At 60.7% G+C, this 16,192-nt stretch carries 7 protein-coding genes; 6 read left to right on the forward strand and 1 reads right to left on the reverse strand.

The features are described 5' to 3' along the window. Positions 1-39 precede the first annotated feature (39 nt). The gene (locus tag ACTJJ1_RS16785) at positions 40-8,682 is read right to left on the reverse strand and encodes a GH36-type glycosyl hydrolase domain-containing protein (protein ID WP_440834552.1); all 8,643 of its coding nucleotides are present in this window, start codon (positions 8,680-8,682) and stop codon (positions 40-42) included. Between the two features lie 287 nt (positions 8,683-8,969). On the opposite strand from ACTJJ1_RS16785, the gene menF reads away from it, so the two are divergent. The 6 genes from menF (at position 8,970) to menE (ending at position 16,179) form a co-directional block, all read left to right on the forward strand. Continuing rightward, positions 8,970-10,262 (forward strand): isochorismate synthase MenF, encoded by a 1,293-nt coding sequence (menF, locus tag ACTJJ1_RS16790; RefSeq protein ID WP_440834553.1) that lies wholly within the window; start codon positions 8,970-8,972, stop codon positions 10,260-10,262. Between the two features lie 252 nt (positions 10,263-10,514). Continuing rightward, complete coding sequence (gene menD, locus ACTJJ1_RS16795; RefSeq protein ID WP_325986829.1) at positions 10,515-12,188, forward strand: 2-succinyl-5-enolpyruvyl-6-hydroxy-3-cyclohexene-1-carboxylic-acid synthase; 1,674 nt, start codon at positions 10,515-10,517, stop codon at positions 12,186-12,188. Beyond that, a complete protein-coding gene (gene menH, locus ACTJJ1_RS16800; protein WP_440834556.1) occupies positions 12,185-12,955 on the forward strand; it encodes a 2-succinyl-6-hydroxy-2,4-cyclohexadiene-1-carboxylate synthase in 771 nt (256 codons plus the stop codon). Before menD ends, menH begins: the two co-directional genes overlap by 4 nt. A gap of 10 nt (positions 12,956-12,965) precedes the next feature. Continuing rightward, the gene (gene menB / locus ACTJJ1_RS16805) at positions 12,966-13,823 is read left to right on the forward strand and encodes a 1,4-dihydroxy-2-naphthoyl-CoA synthase (protein WP_004947190.1); all 858 of its coding nucleotides are present in this window, start codon (positions 12,966-12,968) and stop codon (positions 13,821-13,823) included. Then, on the forward strand, positions 13,823-14,806 hold the full coding sequence (gene menC / locus ACTJJ1_RS16810; RefSeq protein ID WP_020439486.1) for an o-succinylbenzoate synthase: 984 nt from the start codon (positions 13,823-13,825) through the stop codon (positions 14,804-14,806). The genes menB and menC overlap by 1 nt, the downstream gene beginning before the upstream one ends. Further along, positions 14,794-16,179 carry an o-succinylbenzoate--CoA ligase gene (gene menE, locus ACTJJ1_RS16815; RefSeq protein ID WP_440834558.1) on the forward strand — a complete coding sequence of 462 codons (1,386 nt, stop codon included), beginning with the start codon at positions 14,794-14,796 and terminating at the stop codon, positions 16,177-16,179. Before menC ends, menE begins: the two co-directional genes overlap by 13 nt. Positions 16,180-16,192 lie beyond the last annotated feature (13 nt).

Genomic DNA, 16,192 nt, shown 5'->3' on the forward strand with positions numbered 1-16,192 from the left:
TGTTGAAGTTGGGCGCGGCAATCGCCGCGCCCCCAATATTTACTGCCCCAGAGTGACCTCCACCTGATGGACCTTCCCATCGTCAACCAGCGTTATCGCTGCCTCAGGCTGTTTTTCACCGTCCACAGTGACCAGCGCCTCGCCCTGACCCTGACGGATCGTCAACCGATATTCGCTGCCGCCTTCGCGGTAGTTCAGCGTTACCTGCGGCCAGTCTGCAGGCAGACGGGTATTGACGGTCAGCCGATCGCCGTGGCGTTTCACTCCCAGCAGGGATTCGACGATTAACCGGTACATCCAGCCGGCGGAACCGGTATACCAACTCCAGCCGCCGCGGCCGATATGCGGTGCCACCGCGTAGATATCGGCGGTGACCACGTAAGGCTCGACCTTGTAACGTTCGGCGGCGGTGCTGTCCAGGCTATGGTTGATGGGGTTAATCAGCGCCATCAATTCCCAGGCGCGTTCGATATTGCCCATTTCGGCAAAGGCCATCACCGCCCAGACCGCACCGTGGGTATATTGGCCGCCGTTCTCGCGTACGCCGGGCAGATAGCCGCGAATATAACCCGGGTTTGGACCGTTGCCGTCGAACGGCGGCGTCAGCAGTTTGATCAGGCCGGCCTGGTTATCGACCAGGTGTTTATCCAGCGACTGCATTGCCTGCAGGCTGCGCGGTTTATCCCCGGCGCCGGACAGCACCGACCAGCTTTGGGCGATGGCATCGATACGACATTCCGCCGACTCATGGGAGCCCAGCGGTTCCCCGCTGTCAAAGTAGCCCCGACGATACCATTCACCGTCCCAGGCGTGGTCACGCAGATTGTCGCGCAAGGTGGCGGCCTGTTGGCGGCACAGCGTCGCCAGCTCCTTGTCGTTGCGGGTGGTTGCCAGTTCGCCATAACGTTGCAGAATATGGAACAGGAAGAAACCCAGCCACACGCTTTCGCCGCGCCCCTCCAGGCCGACCATATTCATGCCGTCGTTCCAGTCCCCGGCCCCCATCAACGGCAGGCCATGCTCGCCGAACTTCAGCCCGTGTTTCAACGCGCGCACGCCGTGCTGATACAGGGTTTCCTGCGTCGCGCTCAGCGCCGGCTGTTCGTAGGACGATTCCTCGCCCGGCGCCAACTTGCGTGCCTCCAGGTAATTCACCGGTTCCTCCAGAATGCTGCGATCGTCGGTGGCGTCCAGGTAGTGACAAATCGCCAGCGGCAACCACAGATAGTCATCCGAACAGAGCGTGCGAACGCCGTTGCCCTGCGGCGGATGCCACCAATGCTGCACGTCGCCTTCGACAAACTGGCGCGATGCGCACAGCAGGATCTGTTGGCGCAGGCGTTCAGGGGCGGCGTGGGTCAGCGCCAGCGTATCCTGCAGTTGATCGCGGAAGCCAAAGGCGCCGCCGGATTGGTAGTAGCCGCTGCGCGCCTGAATGCGGCAGGAGAGGGTCTGGTACAGCAGCCAGCCGTTGGCCAGCAGATCGACCGCCGGCTGCGGCGTGCTTATCTGCACTTTGTTGAGCATGCCGTCCCAATGCGCCGCTACCTGCTGCAACTCATTTTGCAGTGCCTCTTCTTGCAGGTATTTTTGCAGCAGCGCTTCGGCCTCATCGGCATTTTGCCCCAGACCGAGGGCGAACACGAAGCTGCGCTGATCGCCATCGATCAGGCTGATCGCCGATTGCACGGCACCGCAGGGATCCATGCCGGCGCCTACTTTGTCGGATAAGCGCCGCAGTTTCAGCACCGCTGGGCTGGCCAGAGAGCCGTTGCGGCCAATAAATTCGCGCCGATCGCCGCTGACTGAACAATGCGCGCCGGAGACGCCGAAGAAGGCGGTGCGTTCGGATCCGTTGCCACCGTAGTGATTGGTGGCGAGGATGCCGCAGCCGCTTTCGGGCGTTGCCGCCTGCGTGACGATGTGCATGGCCGTTTTCTGCCGCAGATCGCCGAGGATAAATTCCACATAACCGGTAGCCGATAGCTTGCGCGTGCGTCCGGAGGTGTTGGTCAACGTCAGCAGGAACAGTTTCACCGGCGCCTCTTTGGCGACCAATACGGTGAGCTGGCTGTCGATACCGCTTTCGCGATGATCGAACACGCTGTAACCGAAGCCGTGGCGTGTCAGATAGTGGCCGCGACCCCGGGTGGGCAGCGGTGTGGGCGACCAGAAGTGGCCGCTCTCTTCGTCACGCAGATAGAAGGCTTCGCCGCTGCGGTCGCAAATGGGATCGTTTTCCCAAGGCGTAAGGCGGTATTCGTGGGCGTTTTCGTACCAGGTGTAGGCCTGGCCGCTTTCCGAGACAACCGAGCCGAACATTGGGTTGGCCATGACGTTTGACCAGGGCGCAGGGGTGATCTTGCTCTCGTTCATGGCGATCACATATTCACGACCATCCTCCGAAAAGCCGCCGAGGCCGTTATAGAACTGCAGCGCGTCAATGGCGGGCAACTGCGGCGAATGCAGGTTGCGCGGCAGGTTGTTCACCGTCGCCAGTTTCGACGAGGCGGTGACCGGCGACAGCGGTTGCTGCTGGATCTGCGGCAGTTGCAGCCGTTGGTTCAGCTGTTCATTTAATCCGCCACGCCGATCGTCGAGGTAAATACGCGCCACGCTGAGCAACAGACGGTGATCTTCCGGTGACATATGCTCGCTGGTGCGCACGAAAATGCCGCCCGGTTTATCGGTTTGGGTTGATTCCATACCGGCGGCGATCAGGCCCATTATCTGGTTTTGCAACTCCTGGCGGTAGCCGCCGGCGTCCTCGTTAAGGATCACCAGATCCACCTGCAGCCCTTTCAGTCGCCAGTAGTTGTGCGCCTGAATAAGCTGCTGCACCAGCCCGATATTCTCGCCATCGGTCACCGTCAACAGCACGATCGGCAGATCGCCGGAGATCGAATGCCCCCACAGCCCCGACTGGCCGCGGCGATTTTGGATGATTTCGCTGCCGGCAGCCCGCATTTCCTGCGCCGGGAACACCACTGCGCTCGCCAGGCGGTTGAACAGGTTGGCATCTTCCTCATTGGCGTTCAACTGGCGCAATACCACCTGGCTGTGCGACCAGGCCAGTTCGAACACGCGGTCCGCCAGATGGCGATCGCGGTATTTTTCCAGCATGGCCAGGCTGCTGACGCGGTCTTCGCAAACACCGTAGAAAATATCCAGCGTCAGCGGCACGTTAGGCTCCAGCACCACGCGCTGGCGGATAGCGATAATAGGATCGATGACCGGCCCGGCGCTGTTGGTCAACGGCGTATTCTGATACAGCGCCTGTGGGTTGGCCGGGGTGCGGCCACGGCCGATAAACTTGGCGCGATCGGTTTCGAACGAGGTCTGGCTGGAGCGGCCCTGTACCGTCATCATATGCAGCAGCCACGGGCATTTCTCGTTTGGCTCGCGCGGGCGGCGGTGACACAAAATGGCGTCTTGATCCGGCAGCAGTTCGGTCTGAACGAACAAATTGCTGAACGCCGGGTGAGCCAAATCGTTGCCGGCCGGCGCCAGCACCACTTCCGCATAGCTGGTGATTTCGATGGTGCGCGACTGTTTACTGCGGTTCACCAGGGTGATGCGCCGCAGCTCGATATCGTCCTCCGGCGACACCACAACCTGCGTTTTGACCGACAGTAAACCCTGACGGCGCTGATATTCGGCACCGGCATCGTTGAACACCGCGCTGTATCCCTTGGCTGCACCCCCGATCGGTTGCCAGGTGTTGCTCCATACTTCGCCGGTTTGCGGATCGCGCAGGTAACAGAAGGCTCCCCAATTGTCGCAGGTAGCGTCCTCGCGCCAACGGGTCAGGGCCAGGTTTTGCCAGCGGCTGTAACTGCCGCCGGCTTGGGTCAGCATCAGGTGATAGTTGGCATTGGACAGCAACTGCACTTCCGGGATCGGCGAATCCACCCGGTTGAACTCACGTGCAATGAAGCTGGCCGGGGTAATGGTGCCCTCATGGGTTTCGAAATGGCGGCGGGTGCTGTACAGCTCAACCGCATCCGGCACCCGTTCTTGCAGCAACAGGCGCGTCGACTGGAAGGCGGGATAATCCGCGAAGCGCGCCACCATAGGTGCATCCAGCAGCAGATGGGACAGGGCGAGGAAGCTCATGCCCTGATGGTGCGCCATATAGGAGCGGATGATCACGTACAGCTGGCCGCGGCTGAGGCGCGCTGTGGTGTAATCCAGCGCTTCGTAAAACCCGTAGCGGCCTTTGGCACCATTTTTTTCCAGAGCGACGAGGTTGCTGCAAGCGGCATCCGGATCGACAATCAGCGCCATCACCGTCGCGTAGGGGGCGACCACCATATCGTCGCCCAGCCCGCGACGCAGGCCCAGCCCCGGTACGCCAAAGGCGTGATACTGGTAGTTTTGATCGGCATCGAAGCCAAAATAGCCGGATTCGGAGATGCCCCAGGGCACGCCGCGCTCCTTGCCCCAGGCGATTTGCCGTTCCACCGCGGCGCGGCACATTTGCACCAGCAGGGAGTCGGGGTAGGCCGGCATTACCAGTTGCGGCATCAGGTATTCAAACATCGAGCCGCTCCACGACATCAGCGCCGGCTCATTTTCGATCACGGTAAACAGTCTGCCGAGTGCAAACCAACTGCGTTGAGGCACTTGGTTAGTGGCGATGGCGACATAGTTGGTCAGGCGAATTTCCGAGGCCAACAGATCGTATTTACTGCTGTCCATGCGGTTTTGATCGCAGTTAAAGCCGACGGACAGGAAATGGGTCGATTCGTCATACAGGAAGTTGAAGTCCATCTGCGCCATTTTTTCCAGCCGCTGCTGGAGGCTATACAACTGCGCCAGCCGTTCCTGAGCCAATGCGCCGGCGGCGTCAAGCAGGCTTTGCTGCTCTGCCGACAGCATCAGCTGTGCCGGCGGATTGGCCAGCCAGTGCAGGCTTGGCGCCGGCTCCATCTCGGTTACGCTGTCGCTCAGCCAGCCGAACCACAGCGCCCATTCCGCGCAGAGTTCGTTGAGTTGCTGATGCAGGGCGCCGGCCCAGCGTTTGGTTTCTTCGCCGTGATTCAGCGCCGGTTCCTGCAACCCGTTGCTGTAGTTGCGCATGGCGTTCAGTTCGGCCTGCAGCGCGGTGGGATGGCTGTTTAACGCTTGTTCAAAATGGTTACGCAACTTTGGCAGGTTTTTGTGGGCGGCCTCTCCCCAATGCTGTTCCAGCAGTTGCAGGCTGTCGCCAAGCCCGGCCAGCACTAATTGCGGGCTGATGACCGGCTGGTGAGCCAGCGCGGGCAGGCCGGCGCTGAGCGTCAGCAGGTGACCGGCCAGGTTGCCGCTGTCTACGCTGGAAATATAGCGCGGGTTCAGCGGTTCCAGGGTACGGGTGTCGTACCAGTTGTACAGGTGACCGCGATAGTGCTCCATGCGGTCCAGCGTGTTGAGTGTCAGCTCGGTACGCCGCAGCGCCTCGCTGAGCGTCAGATAACCGAAATCATAGGCGGTGAGGTTGGCCAGCAGCGACAGCCCGATATTGGTCGGCGAAGTGCGGTGCGCCACCACCGGTTCCGGTATTTCCTGATAGTTATCCGGCGGCAGCCAGTTTTCCTGCTGATTGACGAAGGTATTGAAGAAGTCCCAGGTTTGGCGGCTGGTGTGGCGCAGGAAGCGGCGCTGTTCGTCGTCGAGCGCGGTTTTACTGCGCTGCGGTTCATGGCTGAGATAGCACAGCAGGAACGGTGCCAGGCACCACAGGGTGGCGAAGGGCAACGTGATAAACAGCGCCATCGGATTATGCAGATAGCTAAACAGCAGCAACGCCACACCGGCCAGCGGATTGATCCACATCGCCCGGTAAAAGTTTGCCAGGGTAACCTGCTGGCGGGCGCCGGATTGAGCGTAGCTGGTCCACTCTTGCAGGTTGCGTTTGCTGATCAGCAGGCGCCACAGGGTAATGGCGATCGCTTTCAGGCTGTACAGCGCTTCATGCGGCAGCGTCGCCAGCCGCAGGCCGACTTGAGCCAGCCGATGCAGCGAACCGTTCATCGCCAGTCGCAGATGCTGCAGGAAGGGCCTGCGGGGTGGTTTGCGGACAACATCCTGCAACAGCGCCAGCAGGGTAGGCAACAGCAGAATGATGGTGAAAACCGTCAGCCAGTAACGGGTGTTCGGCAGCCAGACAAAACCGCAAAACAGCAGCAACAGCAGGCTGGGCGACGTCAGGCTGCGGCGCAGGTTATCGAACAGCTTCCAGCGCGACAGGGTGCTCAATGGGTTGGCGGTGCGGGTGCCGTCTTCGGTTTTTACTCGTGGCAGCAACCAGTTGAGCAGTTGCCAGTCGCCGCGGATCCAGCGCGTACGGCGCGCCACGTCCACCAGATAATTGCTGGGATACTGTTCGTACAACAACACGTCGCTCAGCAGGCCGGAGCGGGCGTAGCAGCCTTCCAGCAGATCGTGGCTCAGCACCAGATTCGGCGGGCAGGTGCCTTTGAGGCTGTGCGAGAACACGTCGACATCGTAGATGCCCTTGCCGATAAAGGATCCTTCGCCAAACAGATCCTGGTAGATGTCCGAAGCCATTAACGTGTAGGGATCGTTGCCCGGCGTGCTGCTGCACAGCGCCGCGTAGCGGCCCTGACCGTAACTCGGTATTTCTTCCGCCATGCGCGGCTGCAGGATGGCGTAGCCTTCCACCACCCGCTGTTGGCGCGCGTCGTACTGCGGTTGATTAAGCGGATGCGCCATGGCGGCAATCAATTGGTGGGCGCTTTCGCGCGGCAATACGGTGTCGCTGTCGAGAGTGATGACGTATTTCACGTTTTTCAGCACTTCCAACCCGGCGCCAACCTGGGTGCAAAAAGCGTTGCCTCGGTTGCGCAGCCAGTCGTTCAGCGCATTCAACTTGCCGCGTTTGCGTTCCAGCCCCATCCATATACCCTGTTTTTCATTCCACTCGCGGTCGCGGTGAAACAGGAAAAAGTGGCTGGGGCCTTCACAGGGATAGCGGCCGTTGAGCGCTTCCATTTGCTGACAGGCATAGGCCAGCAGACTGGCATCGTCCGCGTGCTGCTTTTGCGGCGCATCGTTGAAGTCGGTGAGCAGGGCAAAGTGCAGATGTTTCATTGCGTTGCCCAGATAATAGACCTCAAGCGCGTTGATCAGCTTATCGACGCCGCTTTTGCTGCCGATCAGCGTCGGTATCACCACCAGGGTGCGGAACTCGGCGGGAATACCGCAGGAGAAATCGAGCCTCGGCAGAGGTTGCGGTGTGCGGCTGCGGGTGGTGACCTCACTAAGCAGGTTGAGCACGAACTGGCTGACCACCGCCGCCATCGGGAAGAACAGCAGCGCCAGCCCCCAACTGATGCCGGTGCTGTAGGCGTGGCGCAGCAACTCCGCACAGATGGCGGTGGTGATTAGGCTCAGGCTACCTAGCCAGGAAAGCAACGGCGCCTGATTTAATGCATGGCGCAAGCGGGTAATGCGCCCGAGCCGAACCTCAAGCTGTTGTTCCAGCTCCGGTCGACCATCGTCAATCAGGTAATAGCCAACGTGGTTGCGGCGTGGATCGCTGGACGGATCTTCGGCCGCCACCCGCGCCATATTCAGTACGTGCTGGGCGACCTGCACTTCATTGCGCGAGCAGTGGCGCGCCAGCATTTCGATCACGTGACGGTAGTGATCGCGGGTGTCGAAGTGCATCAACGGGTAAACCCCCGCCGGATCATCGCGCAGGGTTTGATCGACCTGGCTCATGGTTTCGACAAACTCGGCCCAGTCCATTTCGCTGAGCTGGCGCAGGCCGGAAATGCTGTTGCTGACCGACAGTTGGCTGACGGCCAATTGCTGGTTAAAGCGGTGGATCAATTCAGCCGAACTCAGGCTGACCTCTGCCAAACGCTGCTCAACCCAGGTGAGCGGCAACGCCAGCATGGTGCCGTGGCCCTGTAAACGACGGACGAGCTCGGCGACAAAGGCGCTGGTACGCGGGGGGTTGGAGCGCGCCATGTCGGCAATGACCACGATCAGGTTAGCCGGATCGTTTTCCGCCGATTCCAGCATTTTGGTCACCCAGCTGTCGGCCAGATTGCGCTCGCTTTGCGCTTGCGCCACTTCAACGCTAACGCGCCGCAGATTCTCGATCAGTGCCAGACGCAGCATGCCGGGCAACGCCCAGAGCTCGCCCATCGTCAGATTGACTTCTTTTTGATAGGCGGCGATATAGCGCGTGAGGCTTTCGGCGTCCCAGCGGCCATCACCGTGCGCGATGGCTTCGGCGGCCACGTCATAGATTCGCGGGCAGTTATAGGGTGCCGCCAACTGCGGCAGACCGCGGCCAAAGGTTTTCGGCAAATGGTGACGTACGACGCGAATTTGTTCTTCGATCAGATAGTAGTTATCGAGCAGCCATTCGCCGGCGGGGGTCATGCTGGATTTCTTGCCGTTGCTCAGTTGGTGGCAGCTTTCCGCCAGTATGCGTTCGTTTTCGTCCAACCGTTTCAGCAAAAAATAGGGGGTCTTGCGCGTCGCCAGCTTGTGTGAGCGCGCCAGGCGCTGACCATAGCGTTCCATTTGATCGACAGAAAACAGTTCTGCCTTGATGGTGCCTCCGTGGGTCTCGGGGGCGTTTTTATTACGCCGCAGCGGCAACGGTTTTATTTTTGCTGTTTTTCGTTGTTTTTTTAACCAATTGATTAGTATTTCTTTCACACAAAAGCTCCTTACATCTGGCCCAAGGGACAGCCGGTGAAACCGCCGGGAGATCGTGAACATCCTGTTTTTTACGCCGGGCAGATCTGGCGTGGGTTCGCAGCAGGCAGGAACATGCTTTCTCAGTATAGTCGCAGAATGCCCGGTCGGCCGTTTTTTGAACTAATTGTTTAGATTTTATAAACAATTTTTGAGCGTGAACCTTGACTTAACGCCGCTATTTTTCCGCCGTTCAGCCTTGATTTACCGTATAATTCCCTACATTAAGTTTGGTTATTGAGGTGGCCGTGGAACAACTTTCGGGATTGCTGAGGCGATTGCGCCGGCAGCTTGAATCCCCTTTTCCCGTTGGGGGCGGTTTCCGCCAGTTTTCTCTTCCCGTGCCCGCATCGCTGGCCGCCACCTTACTGGAGTGGCTGGCAGCGCAGCCGGCATTCCCGCAGTTTTACTGGCGCCATCGCGACGGCCATGAAGAAGCGGCAGCCTGTGGCGAGTTGCGTCTGTTTACGCAAGCGCAAGAGGCGCAGGCATTTATCGGGGCGTATCGGGGCGCGCGCATATGGGGGCTGAACGCCTTTGACGGCGCTGCGCATTTATTCTTGCCACGTCTGGAAATTCTGAGCCGCGAAGGTGAAACCCAGCTAACGCTTAATCTGTTTTCTGAAAGTTCGCTGCGTGACGATGCGGACGCAGCCGGTCGTTGGTTGGAAAAGGTAGTGGCTGCACGGCCAATCACGCCATTAAAGGCGGATGTGGGCAAGGTGCAGCATCAACCGGAACGTGCCGGGTGGGAAATCATGTTGCACGAAGCGCTGAAAGCGATCGATCGGCAACAGATGGAGAAGGTGGTGTTGGCGCGCAGCACGTTGCTGACGCTGGATGGCCCGCTGTCCGCGCCGGCGATGATGGACGCCAGCCGTAGGGTGAATCACCGATGCTACCACTTTATGCTGAGATTTGATGCACATTCCGCATTTCTCGGTTCCAGCCCGGAAAGGCTGTACCGGCGTAATGGCCTGCAACTGCTGACCGAAGCGCTGGCGGGCACCGTGGCCAATCATCCCGATCAACAGCGCGCGCAGGCGCTGGCGCAGTGGTTGCAGAACGACGCTAAAAACCGGCACGAGAACCTGCTGGTGGTGGACGATATCTGCCAGCGTCTGCAGGGGGGCGCCGGTTCGCTGGACGTGCTGCCGCCGGAAGTGGTGCGTTTACGCAAGGTGCAGCATTTGCGGCGCCGTATCGAAGGGCTGCTCAATCGCAGCGACGACGCCGATTGCTTGCAGCGGCTGCAACCGACGGCGGCGGTAGCCGGGTTGCCGCGTCAGGCAGCGCGCGAGTTTATCTTGCAACATGAACCTTTTTCCCGCGGTTGGTACGCCGGATCGGCCGGCTATCTTTCTTCTTCCCTCAGTGAGTTTTGCGTTGCGCTACGTTGTGCGCAGTTAGAGGAGAAAGAATTAAGGCTGTATGCCGGCGCCGGTATCGTGGCCGGTTCCGATGCCGCCGAAGAGTGGCAGGAGGTCGAAAACAAGGCCGCCGGGTTGCTGACCTTGTTACAGCCGACCAATACGGGCTGAATTTCCCTATTTATTATCCGGATTTATTGAGCGGCAGGGGCGGCGAGTGTAAACTACTCGTGATCTTTATGTTTGTTTTTTGTTCTAAATCAATAAATTGTCCGCCATAAAGTCACAGGGATATACGGCGTTTTTGCGCTGGCGCAAAAGTCGTAGAGATAACTACTCATATAATACAGAACATAATTTTTGGCACGCCGCCCAATGGCGGGCGTCAAAGGCTGATTCTGTTAACCGACTTGTGAGCGAATTATGTCGACAAGTGTTTTTAATCGCCGATGGGCAGCGTTGTTGTTGGAAGCGCTGGCCCGCCACGGAGTGCGGCATGTTTGTATCGCTCCGGGATCGCGCTCTACGCCGTTGACGCTGGCCGCAGCGGCTAACAGGTCTTTTGTCTGCCATACCCATTTTGATGAACGCGGGCTGGGCCATCTGGCGCTTGGCCTGGCTAAGGCATCGCGGGAGCCGGTGGCGGTGATCGTCACTTCCGGCACCGCCGCCGCCAATCTCTATCCCTCGCTGATTGAAGCCGGGCTGACCGGTGAACGGCTGGTGTTTCTCACCGCCGATCGGCCGCCAGAGCTGATCAACTGCGGCGCCAACCAGGCGATCCGCCAAACCGGCCTTTATTCCAGCCATCCGACGCTGATCATCGAACTGCCGCGCCCGACGCCGGATATTCCCGCCAGTTGGCTGGCATCCACCGTCGACAGCGCCATGGCGCGCTTGCAGCACGGCGCTTTACACATCAACTGCCCCTTTGCCGAACCGCTGTACGGTGGCGATGAACAACACTACGCCGACTGGTCGGCGGCGCTCGGCGACTGGTGGCAAGGCAGCCAGCCCTGGCTGCGGGAAATGGATCCCCATGCGGTGCTGAAACAACCGGATTGGTTCTCCTGGCGGCAAAAACGCGGTGTGGTGGTGGCAGGGCGCATGAGCGCGCAAGAGGGCGAGCAGTTGGCGCAATGGGCCGCAACGCTTGGCTGGCCATTGATTGGCGACGTGCTGTCCCAGACCGGCCAGCCACTGCCCTGTGCCGATTTATGGCTGGCTCAGCCTCAGGCGCAGCGCATCTTGCAAGACGCGCAACTGGTGGTGCAATTCGGCAGCAGCCTGACCGGCAAACGCCTGTTGCAATGGCAGGAGCAATGCCGGCCGCAGGAGTATTGGTTGATCGATGATTTGCCGGGCCGGCTCGATCCTGCGCATCACCGTGGCCGCCGCATCCGCTCTGGCGTGGCGCAATGGCTCGAACTGCATCCGGCGCAGCCGCGTTCCCCTTGGGCGCAAGAGCTGGCGCAACTGGCTGATCAGGCTCTGGACAGCGTCTCCGGCTATCTGGTGAACCGCTTTGGCGAGGCGCAATTGGCGCACCGCCTGCCGGAGTTGCTGGCGGAAAATGGTCAACTGTTCCTCGGCAATAGCCTGGTCGTGCGGTTGATTGACGCCTTGACCCGACTGCCGGCCGGTTATCCGGTCTTCAGCAATCGCGGCGCCAGCGGCATCGATGGCCTGATCTCTACCGCAGCAGGCGTACAGCGTGCAACGGCCAAACCGACGCTGGCGGTAGTGGGGGATCTCTCCGCGCTCTACGATCTGAATGCGCTGGCGCTGCTGCGGCAGTGTTCTGCGCCCACGGTGCTGATTGTGGTGAATAACAACGGCGGCCAGATTTTTTCGCTGTTGCCGACGCCGCAAGAAGATCGCCAGCGTTTCTACTGCATGCCGCAGGACGTGGATTTCAGCCATGCCGCAGCCATGTTCCAACTGAACTACGCGCGGCCGGAAAACTGGGGGCAACTGAGGCAGGCGGTCGAACAAGGCTGGCGTCACGGCGGCGCTACCTTGATTGAGCTGCAGGTGCCGCCGAGCGACGGTGCCGAGACGTTACGGCTCCTGGTGCAACAAATGGCGGTGCAATGATGCTGGCGACACGTATTTTACAACGAGGCGAACCGGATCGCCCTTGGCTGATTTGGTTGCACGGCCTGTTGGGTAACAACAATGAGTGGCGAGTCATCGCCGCGCACTGTCCGCAATGGCCGTCTCTGGCTATTGATCTGCCCGGCCACGGCGATTCGGTTGCCGTGACGTGCCGTGGTTTTGACGATATCAGCGCGCAAATCAGCGCCACTTTGCAGATGCATAACATCGAACGCTATTGGCTGGTGGGCTATTCGCTGGGCGGGCGCATCGCCATGTATCACGCCTGTCATGGTCAAACCGACGGCTTGCTGGGAGTGATTGTCGAGGGCGGCAATCCGGGGCTGGACAGCGAAGAGCTGCGCAGCCACCGCCGTGCGCAGGATGCCGCCTGGGCGGAACGGTTCCGCCACCAGCCGATTGCCGAGGTGCTGGCGGACTGGTATCAGCAGCCGGTATTCACCGAACTCAGCGCGGTGCATCGCGATGCGCTGATTGCCGCGCGATCCGACAACAGCGGCCCGGCGGTGGCCGACATGCTGCAAGCCACCTCGCTCGGCCAACAGCCTTATCTGGCGCCGCAGCTGCAGCAATTGACCGTGCCGCTGATGGTGTTGTGCGGCGAAAACGACCCCAAATTTCAACGTTTGGCGCGCGACGCCGGGTTGCCGTTACGCACCGTGCCGCAGGCCGGGCACAATGCGCATCTGGCTAACCCGCAGGATTTCGTCGCCGAGCTGCAGGCCTTTCTCGTTAACCCTGGTTAAGGAACCGAACATGCTTTATCCGAATGAAGAACTACTGTATGCCGCCATCGACTGGCAGGATTGCTCCGGTGATTTCGAGGATATCCTGTATCACAAATCCGCCGACGGCATCGCCAAAATCACCATCAACCGCCCGCAGGTGCGCAACGCGTTCCGGCCGCATACGGTGAAAGAGATGCTGGAAGCGCTGGCCAATGCCCGCTACGACGACGGTATCGGCACCATTATTCTCACCGGCGCCGGCGATAAAGCCTTCTGCTCCGGCGGCGATCAGAAAGTGCGCGGCGACTACGGCGGCTATCAGGACGACAGCGGCGTACATCACCTGAACGTACTCGACTTCCAGCGCCAGATCCGCACCTGCCCGAAACCGGTGGTGGCGATGGTGGCCGGTTATTCGATCGGCGGCGGCCACGTGCTGCACATGATGTGCGATCTGACCATTGCGGCGGACAACGCTATCTTTGGCCAGACCGGCCCGAAAGTCGGTTCGTTCGACGGCGGCTGGGGGGCTTCTTATATGGCGCGCATCGTCGGCCAGAAGAAAGCGCGCGAGATCTGGTTCCTGTGTCGCCAGTATGACGCTGCCGCCGCGCTGGACATGGGCCTGGTCAACACCGTAGTGCCGTTGGCGGACCTGGAAAAAGAAACCGTGCGCTGGTGCCGTGAAATGCTGCAGAACAGCCCGATGGCGCTGCGCTGCCTGAAAGCGGCACTGAATGCCGACTGCGACGGTCAGGCCGGCCTGCAAGAGTTGGCGGGCAACGCCACCATGCTGTTCTACATGACCGACGAAGGCCAGGAAGGGCGCAACGCGTTTAACGAAAAGCGCCAGCCGGACTTCAGCAAATTCAAGCGTAACCCGTAATGAACGCGCCGATCCGCAACGCCGCGGTTTATCGTTACTGCCTGCCGATGGAGGCGGGAGTGGTGCTGCGTAACCAGCGGCTGAAAACCCGTGATGGCCTGCTGATTCATCTGCAGCAGGGCGAGCAGGAAGGCTGGGGCGAGATTGCGCCGCTGCCGGAGTTCAGCCAGGAAACGCTGGCCGAAGCCGAACAGGCTGTGCTGGCCTGGCTGCAAGGCTGGCAGGCGGGGTTGTTGCCGGCAGACAGCCCGCTGCCTTCGGTGGCGTTCGGCACCAGCTGCGCGCTGGCCGAGCTGGAACAGCGCCTGCCGCAGCAGGCCGATTACCGCAAAGCACCGCTCTGCACCGGCGACCCCGATGAGCTGTTCGAGGTATTGAGCGCGCTGCCGGGCGAGAAAGTCGCCAAGGTGAAGGTTGGGCTGTATGAGGCGGTGCGTGACGGCATGATCGTTAACGTGCTGCTGGAAGCGCTGCCGGACTTGCGCTTACGGCTGGACGCCAACCGCAGCTGGACCCGTGCCAAAGCCGAGGGTTTCGCCAAATACGTCAACCCGGCGCTGCGCGATCGCATCGCTTTTCTCGAAGAACCCTGCAAAACCCGTGATGAATCGCGGGATTTCGCGTTGGCGACCGGCATTGCCATCGCCTGGGACGAGAGCGTGCGCGAGGCGGGTTTTGTGGTGCAGGCCGAACCGGGCGTGGCGGCGATAGTGATCAAGCCCACGCTGGTCGGCAGCCTGAGCCGCTGCCAGGCTCTGGTGGAACAGGCCCATGCGGCAGGGCTGACGGCGGTGATCAGTTCCAGCCTCGAATCCAGTCTGGGGCTGACCCAGCTGGCGCGCATCGCGCACTGGCTGACGCCGGCTACCGTCCCCGGGCTGGATACGCTCGATTTGATGCAGGCGCAGTTGCTGCGGTGTTGGCCGGGCAGCCGCCTGCCGTTGCGGGATCTGCAAGCGATGGAATGCCTATGGCGCAGTTGAACGACTGGCCGTGGCGGCATTGTGCGCAGCGCCAACCGCAGGCGACGGCGGTCATTGTCGGGCGACAACCAATTGACTGGCAGGCGCTGCAACGCCAGGTCGATGAGCTGGCGGCCGATTTTCAACATCAAGGCGTCGAACCCGGTTGCGGCGTCGCGTTATGCGGCAAGAACAGCTATCCGCTGCTGTTGGCCTATCTGGCGCTGCTGCAGTGCGGTGCGCGGCTGTTGCCGTTGAATCCGGCATTGCCCGTTTCTCTGTTGGAAACGCTGTTGCCTGAACTGGATATGGCGTTTGTCTTCAGCCCTGATCCCTTGCCGGCGTTGCCGGTCGCTCTTATTCCGTTGACCCCGCCCTCTACCGAACCGCGTAGGCTGACTTTGCCCGCTTGGGATCCGCAGCGGCTGGCGACGCTGACGCTGACCTCCGGCTCCAGCGGTATGCCAAAGGCCGCAGCGCATAACTGCGCCGGGCATTTAGCCAGCGCAGAAGGGGTGCTGCGGCTGATGGATTTTCAGCCGCAGGATCGTTGGTTGCTTTCCCTGCCGCTGTTTCACGTATCCGGCCAGGGTATCCTCTGGCGCTGGCTGGCTGCCGGCGCCACGCTGGTGGTGCGTGATATGTCTCCATTGGCCGATGCGTTGGCGGGCTGTACCCATGCCTCGCTGGTGCCGACGCAACTGTGGCGGCTGTTGGCGCAGCCGCTGGACGATCTGTCGCTGAAAGAGGTGCTGCTGGGCGGTGCGATGATCCCGGTTTCGCTGACCGAACAGGCAGAGGCGGCGGGCATTCGCTGCTGGTGCGGCTATGGTCTGACCGAACTGGCTTCTACGGTGTGCGCCAAGCGCGCCGATACACGGCCGGGCGTCGGGTTGCCGTTGGCCGGCCGTGAAATTCGGCTGGTGGATGAGGAAGTGTGGATCCGTGCGCAGAGCCTGGCATTGGGGTACTGGCATTGCGGCGCTTTGCAGCCGCTTGCCGATGAGCAAGGCTGGTTTCATACCCGCGATCGCGGCGTGATGGCGCAGGGCGAGCTGCGTATTATCGGGCGGCTGGACAACCTGTTTTTCAGCGGGGGGGAAGGTGTGCAACCTGAGGATATTGAGCGCGTGCTGACGGCTCATCCGCAGATTACGCAGGCGTTTGTGGTGCCGGTGGACGATGCGGAGTTTGGCCAGCGGCCGGTGGCGGTGATCGACAGTAAAGGCGTCCTCTCGCTGGATGAATTGCTGACGTGGGCACAGGGCAAGCTGGCCAACTTCCAGCGTCCGACTACGCTATTGGCTTTACCCGCCGAGCTGAAAGCCGGCGGCATCAAGATTTCGCGCCGTCTGCTTCAGCAATGGGTGGCGGAGCAACTTTCAACGGCATAAAAAAGCCGCCCGA

It is taken from the genome of Serratia sp. 22264 (assembly GCF_052045345.1).
Taxonomy (GTDB): Bacteria; Pseudomonadota; Gammaproteobacteria; order Enterobacterales; family Enterobacteriaceae; genus Serratia; species Serratia plymuthica.

Coding starts and splice junctions, on each gene's coding strand:
- menD (WP_325986829.1), top strand. CDS start 10,515: ATGTCGACAAGTGTTTTTAATCGCCGATGGGCAGCGTTGTTGTTGGAA.
- menH (WP_440834556.1), top strand. CDS start 12,185: ATGATGCTGGCGACACGTATTTTACAACGAGGCGAACCGGATCGCCCT.
- menB (WP_004947190.1), top strand. CDS start 12,966: ATGCTTTATCCGAATGAAGAACTACTGTATGCCGCCATCGACTGGCAG.
- menC (WP_020439486.1), top strand. CDS start 13,823: ATGAACGCGCCGATCCGCAACGCCGCGGTTTATCGTTACTGCCTGCCG.
- menE (WP_440834558.1), top strand. CDS start 14,794: ATGGCGCAGTTGAACGACTGGCCGTGGCGGCATTGTGCGCAGCGCCAA.